Source organism: Saccharibacillus alkalitolerans (genome assembly GCF_011090185.1).
Taxonomy (GTDB): domain Bacteria; phylum Bacillota; class Bacilli; order Paenibacillales; family Paenibacillaceae; genus Saccharibacillus; species Saccharibacillus alkalitolerans.
Map to the genome: position 1 here is coordinate 249,748 of NZ_JAAFGS010000004.1, position 13,563 is coordinate 263,310.

Sequence of the window (13,563 nt, forward strand, 5' to 3'; positions counted from 1 at the left end):
GGAACATTCATGCCGAACGTGTCGGAGAACGAGGAAAAAATCGGAACGTACAAAGAACGGGCCAAGCGGTTGGTTTCGCAGATGACGCTCCAAGAAAAAATCCGTCAGATGGTCCACTCCGCCCCGGCGATCGAACGGCTGAACGTCAAGGCTTACAACTGGTGGAACGAAGGGCTGCACGGCGTGGCGAGAGCCGGCACGGCGACCGTGTTCCCGCAGGCGATCGGCCTGGCGGCGACGTTCGACGAAGAGCTGCTTCAGGAAGTGGCCGACGCCGTGGCGACGGAGACGCGTTCGAAATTCAACATGCAGCAGCGCTACGGCGACACGGACATTTATAAAGGACTGACGCTGTGGGCGCCTAACGTCAACATTTTCCGCGATCCGCGCTGGGGCCGGGGACACGAAACGTACGGCGAAGATCCCTATCTGACTTCCCGGCTGGCCGTCCGCTTCATCCGCGGGCTGCAGGGCGACGACGAAAATTATTTGAAAACGGCCGCCTGCGCCAAGCATTTCGCCGTCCACTCCGGCCCGGAAGACGTCCGCCACAGCTTCAACGCCGTCGTGTCGGACAAGGACCTGCGCGAGACGTATCTGCCGGCGTTCCGAGCCTGCGTGCAGGAAGCCAAAGTCGAAGCGGTCATGGGCGCGTACAACCGCACGAACGGCGAGCCGTGCTGCGGCAGCGAACGGCTGCTGAAGCAAATTCTGCGCGGCGAGTGGGGCTTCGACGGCCATGTCGTCTCCGACTGCTGGGCGATCCGGGATTTCCATCTGCATCATAAAGTCACGTCGAACGAGGCGGAATCGGTGGCGCTGGCCGTCAAGAACGGCTGCGACCTCAACTGCGGCAGCCTCTTCCTCTTCCTGCAGGATGCCGTCGACCAGGGGCTGGTGACGGAGGACGAGATCGACAAAGCCGTGACCCGCCTGTTCACGACCCGGATGAAGCTCGGATTGTTCGACGAGCCGGAGAATGTGCCGTTCTCTTCGATCGGCTATGCCGAGACGGACTCGCCGGCCATGAGAGAGCTCAATCTGAAAGCTTCGCGCCGGTCGCTGGTGCTGCTCAAGAACGACGGTCTGCTGCCGCTGGACAAAAGCGCGCTCCGCACCGTCGGCGTCATCGGTCCCAACGCCAACAACCGCCGCGCGCTCGTCGGCAACTACGAAGGCACCGCTTCCCGCTACATCACGCCGCTCGAAGGGCTGCAGGATTATCTCGGCGGCGACGTGCGCGTGCTGTACTCGGAAGGCTGCCATCTGTTCCAGGACAAAGTCGGCGGGCTTGCCGCTCCCGGCGACCGCCTGGCGGAAGCGAAAGGCGTCTGTGCCGAGAGCGATCTGATCGTCGTCTGCCTGGGCCTCGACTCCGGACTGGAAGGCGAGGAAGGCGACATGGGCAACGCGTTCGCCAGCGGAGACAAGCCGGATCTGCGGCTGCCCGGCCAGCAGGAAGAACTGCTGCGCATCGCCTGCGACAGCGGCAAGCCGGTCGCGTTGGTGCTGCTCGCCGGCAGCGCGCTGGCCGTCAATTACGCGGACGAGCATATCCCGGCCATCGTGCAGGGCTGGTATCCGGGCGCGCAGGGCGGCCGGGCGATCGCGGAGCTGCTGTTCGGCGAATTCGCGCCTTCCGGCAAGCTTCCGGTCACTTTTTACCGCACGACGGAAGAACTGCCGGCATTCACCGATTATTCGATGGAGAACCGCACCTACCGTTATATGAAAAACGAAGCGCTGTACCCGTTCGGCTTCGGCCTGACCTACGGCGGGATCGACGTCGAATCGGCCGGGATCGATACCGATGCCGTGACGGAGAACGGCGTTCGCGCGACGGTCCGCCTCGTTAACCGGGGAACGCGCGCCGCCGCCGAAGTCGTGCAGGCCTACGTCAAATCCGAAACCGAAGGAGCGCCGAACGCGCAGCTCAAAGCGTTCCGCAGAGTAAGCCTGGAAGCCGGCGCTTCCGCGGAAATCGAACTGTTCCTGCCGCCGGACGCTTTCGCCCTCTTCGGCGAAGACGGCGCTTCGTCGATCGCCGAAGGAACCTATACGCTTCATCTCGGCTTCAGCCAGCCCGACCGCCGCAGCGTCGAACTGACCGGCCGAACGCCGGAATCGTTCGTCTTGACCGCCTCGGCCGCCGGCCGGGCTTGACCGAGAATATTCGAAGGGAGCCTATAACATGCTCAGTTCCCCGACCGTGCAGGACGTGATCGACGCCCTGCTCGCTCCGGCAGAAGGATCTCTGCCGGAGCCGACCGCGGATAAACTTTTTTGCGGCGATCCCTCGAGCCCCGTTACGGGCATCGTCACCGCCTTCATGCCGACGCTGTCGATTATCGAGCGGGCGGCGGCATCCGGCGCCAACCTGGTGATCGGACACGAAGGCTTGTTCTTTTCGCATCACGAACGCGATCCGGAAACGCCGGAAAGCGGCATCGCCTTCGCCAAGCGGCGGCGGGTCGAACAATCCGGCGTCGCCGTGTTCCGCTGTCACGACGGCCTGCACCGATATCGGCCGGACGGAATCGCCGCGGGACTGATCGAAGCGCTCGGCTGGACGCCTTACGTGCGCGAACACCGGCCCGAAGCCTGCCTGCTGGAGCTTCCTTCCGCTCCGCTAGACGTTATCGCCGCGCAGATCAAGCGGCGGCTCGGCCTTGCTTACCTTCGCGTGAGCGGCGATGCCGAAGCGTCCTGCGCCAAAGTCGGCGTATGGGTCGGATACCGCGGAGGAATACACTCGACCGTTCCTCTTATCGAGGAACACGGCCTGGATCTGGTCGTTTACGGCGAAGGCCCGGAATGGGAGACGCCCGAATACGCGCGCGAAGCGAACCGCCTCGGCCGCTCCTGCGGACTGATCGTGCTGGGCCATGCCGAAAGCGAAGAACCGGGCATGGAAGCGCTGGCCGGCAGGCTGGCCGAAAAGTTTCCCGGAATTCCCGTGCGCCATCTGCGCGAAGAGCCTCTGTTCCGGATTGTCTAAAAGCGGCACTCAAAACGACCGCGGGAGCGATTCTTTCCCGCGGTCGTTCCTTTTTATTTCGAAGGCAATAGCTTATCCGGCGTATAGGGCTCCATCCGTCCGGTGTCCAGGACGCTGTCGCCCAATCTCACGATGGCCCCCCGCATCCACTTTTCTTGGCGCAGCTTCGCCAGGTCTTCGCTTCGGCCGGTGACGACGACGCCGTACACTTTCGCGCCGTTGTTCTCGACTTCTTTCGCGGCGGCGGCGAAATCGACTCCGCTCAGCTTTTCGGCGATAGCCGGGTTCCGCGCGGCCTCTTTCAACGCTTCCACCATGCCGCTGCTCCAGGACAGCGCTTGGTATTTCTCGAATTCTTCGTTCTTCTCGCCGATGCGCGGAACGTACTCGTATCCGATCCCCCGGCCGGCTCCGACCGGATTTTGCACGCTCAAGTTGAGATAATCTTCCGCGGCTGCTTTCGTCTCTTTCCCATGCTCGTCGACGAGGGTATACGTGGTGCCGTAACCCGACCATTCCTGCCCGGTCCGGACCGCAAACCAGCTCGGCTGCACGCGCATGCCGGCAAATTTCGCGTCCAGCTCCTGCTGCGCGTACTCCCGGTCCAGCGAAATATACAGCTCCGAAGAAGTTAATCGGGGCAGGTCATGCAGCGCCTTCCAGGCTTCCGCATTTTTCGCTTCTTCCTGCGAGCGCTCGCTGCCGCCCGGCATCCAGAACTTCCCATAATTTTCGCCGGCCATATTTTTGCTGTAGGGATTGTACGCACTGTCCCTTTTCTCGACCCACGCTTTTTCAAGCCGGCCGAACCGGTAGTCCAGATTGACACGCGCTTCCGAACGAATGGTATTTCCGAGCGGATGCTGCACCAGACCTTCGATTCCGAGCGTGAAAAAAGTACCCGGCTCCTGCTGATCGAACGCAAGATAACGGTTCGGCATCGTCGTCTCCACCACCCGGCTCAGCGCGTGTTGATAAAGATCCTGCCGGTTCATGCCGCGGTACTCGCCCGTTTTCGCATAATAGGACTGCGACAGCCATCCGGACCCGGCCCATACGGCAGCCAGGACAACGAGCGTAACGAGCGCCGTGATGCCGCGCGATTTCCACTTGGCGCGCCGGATAATCCGTCTTTCCTTCCGGCGCCGCATGCGCTCGATTTCGTCTTCCGGCATCTTTTTCCCGCCTTCTTCGGCACGTCCGCCTCCCTCTTCTTTCCGCATCAGCCGATCTGGATGTTCTTCTTCGTCCATCAGCTCGTCGAGATACGACTGGTAGGCTTCCAGCTTTTCCAGTTCGCGCTCGACTTCTTCCCGCTCTGTTTGCGTCAGCGTACCGTCTCTATAAGCAGCCAGCCTGCGTTTAAAATCCTCATTCACGGCGCATTCTCCTTTCGGTGTAAGCTTTCATTTTTTGCCGGGCACGGAACAGATGCGACTTGTACAAAGACAGTCCGATTCCCATGATTTCCGAAGCTTCGGCATACGAACATTCATAGTGGTGATACAGCAAAAAAGCTCGCCTTTGCGGCTCCGGCAGCTCTTCGAGCAGCTTCAGCGCTTCTTCGCCCGCTTCCTTGCCGAGCAGCAGCGATTCCGGCGTTTCCCGATCCCAAAGCTGTTCGAAATATTCCGTTTCGCCTAAGCTGACCCTTCCTTCGCGGCGTATCCGGTCGATAAAGGCATTGTGCGCTACGCGAAACAGCCAACGTTTGATCCGGTCCGTATCGTCAATGCTCTCGATATGCAGATAGGCGCGGGTAAACGTCTCCTGCACAAGATCCTCCGCCGTATGATGATCGTGGCAAAGAAATAAAAGATAGCGATAAATGTCCCGCATGTAGCGGCGATAAATGTCATCCAGTGAACGGATAGCCTTCCCTCCTCCCGCAGCACCCTAACCACGTCCGAAGCTGCCGAAAGTTACATCTGCGCAAAAAAAATTCCGGCGCGGACTCCCGAAAAAGGAGCCGGCGCCGGAAGCGTCGGTCAAAATAAAACGAACAGGCCGTCTTTACGCCGTCGTCGCCATCAATTCGGCATACTCGGGCAGCACTTCGTAATACGAGCTCAGCGATTTCCCCATGATCGTATCGAAAACGGCGGGATTTTCCATGCGTACGAGCGAATCCGCATAACGCCAAGCGTTCTCTTCCAGGCGAAGCGACACCCGGGTACGGGAAAGCTTGCCGCGAATCTTCACGAGCCGCTCGGATAAGTATTCAAGTTCCGGATCGTTGGCGTGGCCGAGTTCGTGAGCCAGGACGACGCGCACGTATTCTTCGAACGAGTCGAGCGATCCGAACAGCAGCCTACATTGTTCTTCGAGTACGCCGAGATAGAGAGTAATTCGGTTGTCGTCGAGGCAGTATTTGCCGCCGACCAATCTTTTTCCGGGAAAAAGATTTTCCAACACGACTTCGATCTTGCTGTTCGAACGGGCCAGGACGTCGGCTACGGTATCTTCGATAAGGGTTCTGTTCATGCGGTTTCTCCCGTTCCTTTTTCTATAAATATCGGCAGGCCGCCGCTTTTTCTAAAGAGGAAGCCGGAGAATAGTATACCGCTAAAAACAGAAAAATGGAAACAAATAATAGTTTTACCCGCTTTCTAACTTTTTGAAACAACTTACCAAGGAGAAACGCAAAAAAGCTTCTTCTCCGCTTACTCTTACCCCGTGTTCGCTTGGAAAATCGCGACGGGTCCGTTACACTTTTAAGGAGGGATTTTTTAAATTCAAGGAGGACATGAACAGTGACTATGCTTGAACTCAAAAACCAAACGGCCGTCATTACCGGAGCGGGCAAAGGCATCGGCAAAGCCGCTGCCGAAGCGTTGGCCGCAGAAGGCGTGCATCTGGGCCTGATCGCCCGTACCGCTTCCGACCTGGAATCGCTGAAAAACGAACTGTCGGAAAAGTACGGAGTGAACGTGTTTGTCCAGGCTGCGGACGTCTCCGTTCGCACGGAGATCGAAGCCGCCGTAAGCGCCCTGCACGAACAGCTCGGCGCGATCGACATTCTGATCAACAACGCCGGCATCGCTTCGTTCGGCAAACTCGCCGAGATGGATCCGGACGAGTGGGAACGGATTATCCGCGTCAACCTGATGGGCGCTTATTACACGACCCGCGCCGCTCTGCCGTTCATGCTGGAGCAGAACAGCGGCAGCATTCTGAACGTCGCTTCCACGGCCGGCGAGCGCGGCTTCGCGACCGGTTCCGCCTACTGCGCGTCGAAGGCGGCCCTGATCGGCATGAGCGAAGCGCTGATGCAGGAAGTCCGCAAATCGAACATCCGCGTCATGACGCTGAACCCGAGCACGGTCAACACGGAACTGTCGGTCAACAACAACCTGCCGATCGGCGACGAAGACCGCATGATGCAGCCGGAAGACGTCGCCGACCTGATTCTGGCAACGTTGAAGCTCCCTGCGCGCGTCTTCGTGAAGTCCGCCGGCATCTGGACGACGAATCCGCAGTAAGCCGCGGACTTTCGGGCCGCGTATCCCGTCCGCACGAAGAAAGCCCCGCCGAATTCGGCGGGGCTTTCTTCTGTTCTATGCAAGTTTCGTCGCGGCCCCGTTCGGAAGGCGGCCTGCCCGGCTCAATGGAACGGACAGCCGCGGACGGCTCCGGCCTGCCGCTCACCGGCTTCAACCCTCTTTCGAACGCTCCCGGTATCGGAAGCATCGGGCGCCGCAGTCGTTCCCGTAACCGGGCAGACGCCGGCCGGAACTTGCGCGGCGGCTTTGTCCGAGCCCTTTTCGCCTACCCGGGCGGCATACGGCTTTTTCCCGTAAAAGAAGTTCGGCTTCACGATCGTATTGTCGTAGCGTTTATGGAACACATGCGTCGTCGCGGGCGCCATCGGCGGAATGAGCCAGGCCCAGTTGCCGGTCACGGCGCGGCCCGCTTCCTGTTCGCGCTTCTCGAACGTCTCGAACTGCGCGGCGGCCGTATGGTGATCGATCATGCTTACGCCGGCGGCCCGGTACGATTCCAGCACCGCGACGTTCAGTTCGACCAGCGCGCGGTCCTGCCAGAGCGAGCTGCGGCGGCTGCGATCGAGTCCCATGAGGTCCGCGACGGCCGGCAGCAGGTTGTACCGTCCTTCGTCGGCGAAATTGCGCGCTCCGATCTCCGTGCCCATATACCAGCCGTTGAACGGCGCGCCTCCGTAGCGAATGCCGCCGATCTCCAGCCGCATGCCGGAAACGGCCGGCACGGCGTACCATTTGAGCCCCAGCTCGTCGAAGCCCGGCAGGTCGGGATGCCGAATGTCGACCTCGAGCACTTTTTCCCGCGGCAGCTCGAACCATTTGGGCGCTCCGCCGTCAAGCTGAATCACCAGCGGCAGCACGTCGAAGTCCGTTCCTTCGCCCTTCCAGCCCAGCTGCCGGCAGACTTCCGTGAACTCCAGCGAAGCAGGATCGCCGACCCTGCGGCCGTCTTCCGTTTCGTAGCCGGCGTATCGGATCAGCTGCTCGTTCCACAGCCGCGCCCCTGGCCGCTCTCCCTGCTCGGGTCTCAAGACCGTGATCGTCGGCCGGATACGCCCCCGGTTCGTCGCATAATCCAAATGTTCAAACAGCGCTTCCGCAATCTCCTCTTCGGAAGAAGCATCCCGGCGGTCGATCACGTGCAGGCTGTCCCACGGCAGTCGGCCGATGCAGCGATTGCTGTTCCGCCAAGCCATTCGCGCGCCGTGCCGCAGCTCTTCGTACGTGTGGCGATACGTGCCGCTCTCCTCAATCTCCCGGGCGATCTCCCGAATCCGAAGCTCCGTTTCTTCGCCGGTCCGTCCCAGTTCCGCATAACATTCCCGGATAAAAAGCTCCGCTTCCGCAAAAAGAGCAGGCTGCTCATTCATTGCCATTACACCCCGCCTTGTAAATGATTAGAATCACATCTATCTGTATCATAAGGCAGTATTGTAAGTAATAAGCGTCTCTTTCGGGGCAATTTGGTGTCAAAAAGATAGAGCGGCGCGTATGCCAAAAAGCCGGGCCGACCGCTCCGCTGGGGGCGGGCAGACCGGATCCGGCCGGATGAATCATTTTCAATACTTGAACGGGATCGGAAAACGACAGGAGCTTAGCGTCCCAGGTAAGCTTCCAGCATCCAAACGTCTTTTTCGATAGCCGCTTTGAGGCCGATCAGCATATCTTCGGTCGCCTTGTCTTCCAGCGCTCCGGCGATTTCGATCGCTTCTTCAAGCTCGGACGCCTCCGTGCGGAAGTCCCGGATCACGATGTCGACCATCTCTTCGGCCGTCTCTCCGCCTTTTGCTTCGGCCACGCTCGTCAACTCGAGGTGCTCGCGCATCGTGGCCGCGGGCGATCCGCCGATCGTCAGCAGACGCTCCGCCACTTCGTCCATCCGCTCGGCGGCCGCGTTGTAGAATTCTTCGAACTTGGCGTGCAGCGTGAAGAAATTCGTGCCTTTTACATACCAGTGAAAGTTATGCAGTTTCGTGTACAGCACGGACCAATCGGCTACCTGCTTATTAAGCGCGCGGTGCAGTTCGGCTGCGGCATCGACATTCGCGTTCGTTTTTACGGTTTCCATGTTATGTTCGCTCCCTTATTTTAAATTTAGACTTATTCTAAATCTTGTTTAAATTATAGCACTCTTATTTCAAAAAAGCGAGCATTTGCCGAAAGTTTTTTCACGAAATTGAGCGGCGGCCGAAACGGCGATCCCCGCCCGCCCGATCGCCGCAGCAGACAAAAAAAGCGCCTTCCTTAATTAAGGAAGGCGCCGGGCCAGAACGAATCAGGAGCGCTGCGGTATCGGCTTGCGCAGCAAGACGCGAGGCACGAGCGTATTACTTACGCTCTGGTATCGGCTTACGCAGCAAGACGCAAGGCACGAGCGTCTTACTTGCGCTCGTGCGCGGCCCCTTTCGCCAGCTCCGTGATGTAGTCGAAGAAGCCGGCTCCGTCGACGTCGTACACGAGCTGTACGGGCCGTCCGTCGGCCGTCTCGACCGTGCGTCCCTGGCTGGGGCCGTCCGGAATGACGATCGCGTTTACGGTGCGGCGTTCCACCAGCTCCGGCTTGCCGAGCGAAGCGGTCGTCAGCACGTCCCACAGGTAATACGTCGAATTCGTCTCCATGTAGACGAGCGGCGGGCAAAAAGCGTAGCACTGTCCCAGGAAGTCCACGCCTTCGAAACGGCGCTCCGACGCCCAGCGATTGCGAACCGCCGGCGTCAGCGGAACCTTGTTCGTGCTTTCCAGGGCGACGAGATCGATCTCGATGCCGCTGCGGAATACGCGATCGGCCGCTTCCGGGTCCCAGAACACGTTCCACTCCGCCGTGCCGTCGTGTTCCGGTTCCTGCACGTTGCCCGTCTGGAACGTGCCGCCCATCCAGAACAGGCGGGCGATCTTCTCTTCGATCTCCGGCGCTTCGTCCAACGCGCGCGCCAGATCGGTCAGCGGTCCGGTGAACAGCAGCGTCGTCTGTCCTTCCGTGCGCTTGACCGTGTCGATCAGGTGCCGGTGCGCCGGAAGAGGCGACAGCGGAGCTTCCATAGTGCCCGACTCGTTCAGAATCGGCAGCGCGTCCACGAAGAACGAATGCATGCGCCATTCCGCCGGGAACGGATTTTTGCCTCGGGAATTGGACTTCGCCACTTCCACGGCCCGTCCCCTGCCGAAGCGGTCGATGATTTTGCGGCTGGCGTCGGTCGCCGGTTCCAGATAACCGTCGGCCGGAATGACCGATACGCCGGTGACTTCCGCGTCTTCCATTTGCAGCAGCAGGAACAGCGAGACCAGATCGTCCACGCCGCCGTCATGATTGAAATATACCGGTGTTTTCAAACGTTCCACTCTCCAATACCCGTCGGTCGTTAACCCTCGCGTCAATCTTCATTTATTGCCTACCCGTCACAACACTATTCATTATGCCCCGCGCGGCCAAGCGAGTAAAGGCTATTCGGAAAAATCGCGAAACGGCGCGAAAAAAGCGCGCTTCCGCCTCCGAAGTCCGGCTTGCGAAGGCCGGCGGCGTTCGAAGTGAGCGGAAGCCTGAGGCGGGCGCGGCCCGCATGCCGGGCTTCGCGGAATCGTCGGACGGGCCGTTTACGTCGTCCGCGCAGACGCCGCCGGGTCTTCCGTCCGCTCGGGTGCGCGTCCCGGCCAGAACGCCGCCCGGCCGAGCAGCGCCGTGATCGCCGGAACGAGGAACGGACGCACGATAAACGTATCGAGCAGCACGCCCAGCGCCGCGACGACTCCGAACTGGACGAGCACCTGGATCGGCAGCGATGCCAGAACGGCGAACGTGCCCGCCAGAATGACGCCGGCCGAAGTAATCACGGTGCCGGTCTCTCCGACGCCTTCGCGAATCGCCTGCTTGAGCGGCAGTCTGCGGCTTTTTTTCCAAATGCTCGAGATCATGAAGATGTTATAGTCCTCTCCGAGCGCAACGAGGAACACGAACGCGTACAGCGGAATCGCGCCCTGAATCGCTTCCTGCCCGAGCACGTGATGCAGGATGAGCCAGCCCAGCCCCAGCGCGGAAAAGTAAGACAGCACGACGGTCGCGATCAGATAGACCGTCGCTACCACCGAACGCAGGTAAGCCAGCAGCAGAAGCGCGATCAAACCGATGACGACCGGGATGATCAGGTCCGTATCCCGATCGGTCGCCGCGCGCGTATCGGTCTGCGTCGCCGTCTGCCCGCCGATCCATACTTTTTCTTCCGGGGATCCGACGCCGGCTTCCGTCAGCGCCGATTCCGCCGCCGTCCGAATCTCTCCGATATCGTCCATCGCTTCGTTCGAATACGGATTGACGTTCAGTTTCACGCTGTACGATTGGATATTCGCGTTTTCCGCTCCCTTTTCCGGCTCGGCTACCTCGTCGACGAAAGGAAGTCCGGCCAATTTCTCCCGCATCCCCGTCTCTTTGCCTTCGGAGTCGGCCATGACTTGAACGGGCGCCAGTTCGCCGGGCGTAAAGCCTTCCGCGATAGCGCCGAACCCTTCGACGGACGGCATGTCCGAAGGGAAGGCGGACAGCAGATCGTAAGTGAATCGGATTTGCGAAGAAGCCGCGGCCAACCCGCCCAGCACGATCAACGAAGCGATCACGACCGTCCAGGGACGGGTCGTCACGACGCGGCCGATTCGGCTGTCTTTTTTCTTGGCACGCCGCACCGGCTTGTTTTTGCGGCGCGCCCGTTCTTCTTCCATCTCCGGCGTGCGCGGCACGAACGGGAAGAAAGAAGCCCGGCCGATGATCGCCAGCAGCGCGGGCACCAGCGTCAGGCTCGCGATGCCCATAATGAGGATCGCCACGCCGAACGGCACCGCGAATCGGTGGTAGGCGCCGTACTGGGCCAGCAGCAGCGTGAACAGCGACAGCACGACGGTCAGTCCGCTCATCGCGATGGCGCCGGACGAGCCGGAGATCGCGGCTTTCAGCGCGCTGCGTTTATCGGCCGTCTCCGTCAGGCACTGACGGAAGCGGGTGATCAGGAATAGACAATAGTCCGTTCCCGCGCCGAACAGCAGGACCGTCATAATCGAAATGCCCTGCGAGTCGGCCGTGATCCAGCCCCGGTCGGCCAGCGTTCCCAGTACCGGACTGATGACCAGATACGCGAAACCTACGGCTGCGATCGGAATGAGGGCCAGAATCGGCGAACGGTAAATCAACAGCAGAATAACGAGAACCAGCAGTACCGTAGCAATCAGCAGCGACACGTCGGCGTTTTGGAACAGCGCGCCTCCGTCGATCGCGATGCCGACCGGTCCCGTCACGCGGGCGGATAATTCTTCCGTCCCCGTCGGCGCCGCGAACGGATCGCCGCCCAGAACGGAAAGCGCGCGCGCTTTAAGCTGTTCCACGTCTTCCTTGAGCTCGTCGGTGTCCGCCTCTTCGGCAAAATTGATCGGCAGCACGATCGTGCTGCCGTCTTCCGACAGCAGCGCCTGACGGGCGGGAGCCGGAAGTCGATGCAGCGGCAGCAGACCTTCCTGCTGCGGCAGCGGATCGGCTTCCAGCGACTCCGTCAGCTTCGCCAATCCGTTCAAGTCTTCATCGCCGAGTCCTCCGCTGCGGCTCCAGACCAGCAGCGCCGGCTGTCCGCCGTCGCCGGGGAATTCCCGTTCCGCGACCTGCGCCGCCTGTACGGACGGATAATTGTCGCCCAGGTTGGCCGCTCCGTTGTCTTCCCGCTCGCCTACCCCCGGCCAGATCACGTTCAGCAGGACCGCCGCGGCGATCCAGATCGCCAGGACGACCCAACGTCCGATAGGGCCGGACAATGCGCCGGAGATTCCTTTTCCGTCTTTCATCTTTTCCTCCTGTTCGGCATCTTCGGCATGCCTGTTCGTTATAAATCCGCAAAAATATCTCTCGAAAAATCCGACTCGGCCGATAATGACCGGCTAGTCATTCCAACACATTATGACTCATCGGTCATTCGCGGTCAACCCTTTATTCCGTTTCCGGAAATGCAAAGAGCCGGGAACGCTATCGTTCGCGCGTTCCCGGCTCTTTTATGAAGATAAAGCGTCAGCTTCCGAACAACCCCGGACCGGAACCGCTGTCGGCAGGTTCGTCAGACAGAAGGCCGGCCGCTTCGGGACCGTAGAAAAAGCGCAGTTTGGCAGGGAGCACCGAAATCTCGGCCGGCGTCTGCAGATAGACTTCTCCGTCGCTGTCGATCCGTTTCGGCTCATCCGTCTCGATGCGAAGCGAAGAGGTGCGAATGTATTCGATCACGCCCCCGCTCTCGCGATAATCGGTCAGGTCGCCGCCGTTCAGCACCTGCCAGGCGAGCGAAAGTCCGGCTTCGCGCACGATGAGCACGTCAAGCATTCCGTCATGCAGTCCGTCTCCCGCGAACGGAAGCTTCGCCGTCCCCAGCGAGCGGCCGTTGGCCGCCAGAATCATAACCGCTTCGCTGTCGACGACGCCCTCGTCGTGCGTCAGTCGAAACCCGAACGGTTCGGCCTGCCGCAGCGTCCGCAGCGTGCTGAGAAAATAACTCAGCTTGCCCATCCGTTCCTTTTGTTCCGAGTCGATATTTTCCGACGTCTCGGTGATCAGGCCGATACCGACGAAGTTCGTGAAAATCCGGCCGTTAATCGTGCCTACATCCGTATCCAGCACCCGTCCGGCCAGCACTTCTTCCGCCGCGCGCCCTACCTGCATCGGCAGTTGAAGCGTGCGGGCAAAGTCGTTGCAGGTTCCGCCCGGCAGTACCGCGATTTCGGGCGCCCGAGCGGCCGCCGCAGCCCCGTTGATGCACTCGTGTACCGTGCCGTCTCCGCCGAGCAGCAGCAGCAGGTCGTAGTCCCCGCCTCGCTCGCGGCATATTTTTTCGCCGTCCCCCGGCTCGACGGTCTGGGCCAGCGTAAGTTCGCCGACTTCCCCCGCCAACGCTTCCACCGCTTCGCCGAGCTGTCCCGCTTTTTCTTTACCGGCTTTCCGGTTATACACCAGCATGGCTTTTTCCCAACGCATACGCTCATCTCCCGTTCGCTTGATCACGAACCGGCGATCCCGGTCCTCGTCTCTACTTATTACCCAGAGACGAAGGA

The 13,563-nt window shown here is 60.5% G+C and carries 11 protein-coding genes; 3 read left to right on the forward strand and 8 right to left on the reverse strand.

Annotated elements, in window-relative coordinates:
- The first annotated feature begins 9 nt into the window (after nt 1-9).
- Together GYN08_RS12970 and GYN08_RS12975 are read left to right on the forward strand one after the other, a co-directional pair.
- Nucleotides 10-2,163 carry a glycoside hydrolase family 3 C-terminal domain-containing protein gene (locus tag GYN08_RS12970; RefSeq protein ID WP_166274851.1) on the forward strand — a complete coding sequence of 718 codons (2,154 nt, stop codon included), beginning with the start codon at nt 10-12 and terminating at the stop codon, nt 2,161-2,163.
- A 28-nt stretch (nt 2,164-2,191) separates the two neighbouring features.
- Complete coding sequence (locus GYN08_RS12975) at nt 2,192-2,998, forward strand: Nif3-like dinuclear metal center hexameric protein (RefSeq protein ID WP_166274853.1); 807 nt, start codon at nt 2,192-2,194, stop codon at nt 2,996-2,998.
- A 53-nt stretch (nt 2,999-3,051) separates the two neighbouring features.
- Here the strand turns inward: GYN08_RS12975 and GYN08_RS12980 are convergent, their stop codons facing one another.
- The 3 genes from GYN08_RS12980 to GYN08_RS12990 all read right to left on the reverse strand — a co-directional run bounded on the left by GYN08_RS12980 (nt 3,052) and on the right by GYN08_RS12990 (nt 5,482).
- Complete coding sequence (locus GYN08_RS12980) at nt 3,052-4,377, reverse strand: anti sigma factor C-terminal domain-containing protein (protein ID WP_166274855.1); 1,326 nt, start codon at nt 4,375-4,377, stop codon at nt 3,052-3,054.
- Nucleotides 4,370-4,870: a sigma-70 family RNA polymerase sigma factor gene (locus GYN08_RS12985; RefSeq protein ID WP_328802957.1), complete on the reverse strand. Its 501-nt coding sequence runs from the start codon at nt 4,868-4,870 to the stop codon at nt 4,370-4,372. Before GYN08_RS12985 ends, GYN08_RS12980 begins: the two co-directional genes overlap by 8 nt.
- Before the next feature lie 141 nt (nt 4,871-5,011).
- Nucleotides 5,012-5,482: a hypothetical protein gene (locus GYN08_RS12990; RefSeq protein ID WP_166274859.1), complete on the reverse strand. Its 471-nt coding sequence runs from the start codon at nt 5,480-5,482 to the stop codon at nt 5,012-5,014.
- A 275-nt stretch (nt 5,483-5,757) separates the two neighbouring features.
- Between GYN08_RS12990 and GYN08_RS12995 the strand changes: the two genes are divergently transcribed.
- Nucleotides 5,758-6,480, forward strand: coding sequence for a 3-ketoacyl-ACP reductase (locus GYN08_RS12995; protein ID WP_166275581.1), 723 nt, complete (start codon nt 5,758-5,760; stop codon nt 6,478-6,480).
- A 122-nt stretch (nt 6,481-6,602) separates the two neighbouring features.
- Here the strand turns inward: GYN08_RS12995 and GYN08_RS13000 are convergent, their stop codons facing one another.
- From GYN08_RS13000 to GYN08_RS13020, 5 genes are all read right to left on the reverse strand, one after another.
- Nucleotides 6,603-7,868, reverse strand: coding sequence for a nitric oxide synthase oxygenase (locus GYN08_RS13000; RefSeq protein WP_166275583.1), 1,266 nt, complete (start codon nt 7,866-7,868; stop codon nt 6,603-6,605).
- A gap of 224 nt (nt 7,869-8,092) precedes the next feature.
- Nucleotides 8,093-8,566 (reverse strand): Dps family protein, encoded by a 474-nt coding sequence (locus GYN08_RS13005; protein WP_166274861.1) that lies wholly within the window; start codon nt 8,564-8,566, stop codon nt 8,093-8,095.
- 311 nt (nt 8,567-8,877) lie between these two features.
- A complete protein-coding gene (locus tag GYN08_RS13010) occupies nt 8,878-9,828 on the reverse strand; it encodes a nucleoside hydrolase (protein ID WP_166274863.1) in 951 nt (316 codons plus the stop codon).
- A 261-nt stretch (nt 9,829-10,089) separates the two neighbouring features.
- Nucleotides 10,090-12,312, reverse strand: coding sequence for an MMPL family transporter (locus GYN08_RS13015; RefSeq protein ID WP_166274865.1), 2,223 nt, complete (start codon nt 12,310-12,312; stop codon nt 10,090-10,092).
- A 220-nt stretch (nt 12,313-12,532) separates the two neighbouring features.
- Nucleotides 12,533-13,486, reverse strand: coding sequence for a diacylglycerol/lipid kinase family protein (locus GYN08_RS13020; protein ID WP_166274867.1), 954 nt, complete (start codon nt 13,484-13,486; stop codon nt 12,533-12,535).
- Between the last annotated feature and the right edge of the window lie 77 nt (nt 13,487-13,563).

Bases quoted from the DNA above. Each gene is read 5' to 3' on its own strand.
- GYN08_RS12970 (WP_166274851.1), top strand. From the start codon at position 10: ATGCCGAACGTGTCGGAGAACGAGGAAAAAATCGGAACGTACAAAGAA.
- GYN08_RS12975 (WP_166274853.1), top strand. From the start codon at position 2,192: ATGCTCAGTTCCCCGACCGTGCAGGACGTGATCGACGCCCTGCTCGCT.
- GYN08_RS12990 (WP_166274859.1), bottom strand. From the start codon at position 5,482: ATGAACAGAACCCTTATCGAAGATACCGTAGCCGACGTCCTGGCCCGT.
- GYN08_RS12995 (WP_166275581.1), top strand. From the start codon at position 5,758: ATGCTTGAACTCAAAAACCAAACGGCCGTCATTACCGGAGCGGGCAAA.
- GYN08_RS13000 (WP_166275583.1), bottom strand. From the start codon at position 7,868: ATGAATGAGCAGCCTGCTCTTTTTGCGGAAGCGGAGCTTTTTATCCGG.
- GYN08_RS13005 (WP_166274861.1), bottom strand. From the start codon at position 8,566: ATGGAAACCGTAAAAACGAACGCGAATGTCGATGCCGCAGCCGAACTG.
- GYN08_RS13015 (WP_166274865.1), bottom strand. From the start codon at position 12,312: ATGAAAGACGGAAAAGGAATCTCCGGCGCATTGTCCGGCCCTATCGGA.
- GYN08_RS13020 (WP_166274867.1), bottom strand. From the start codon at position 13,486: ATGCGTTGGGAAAAAGCCATGCTGGTGTATAACCGGAAAGCCGGTAAA.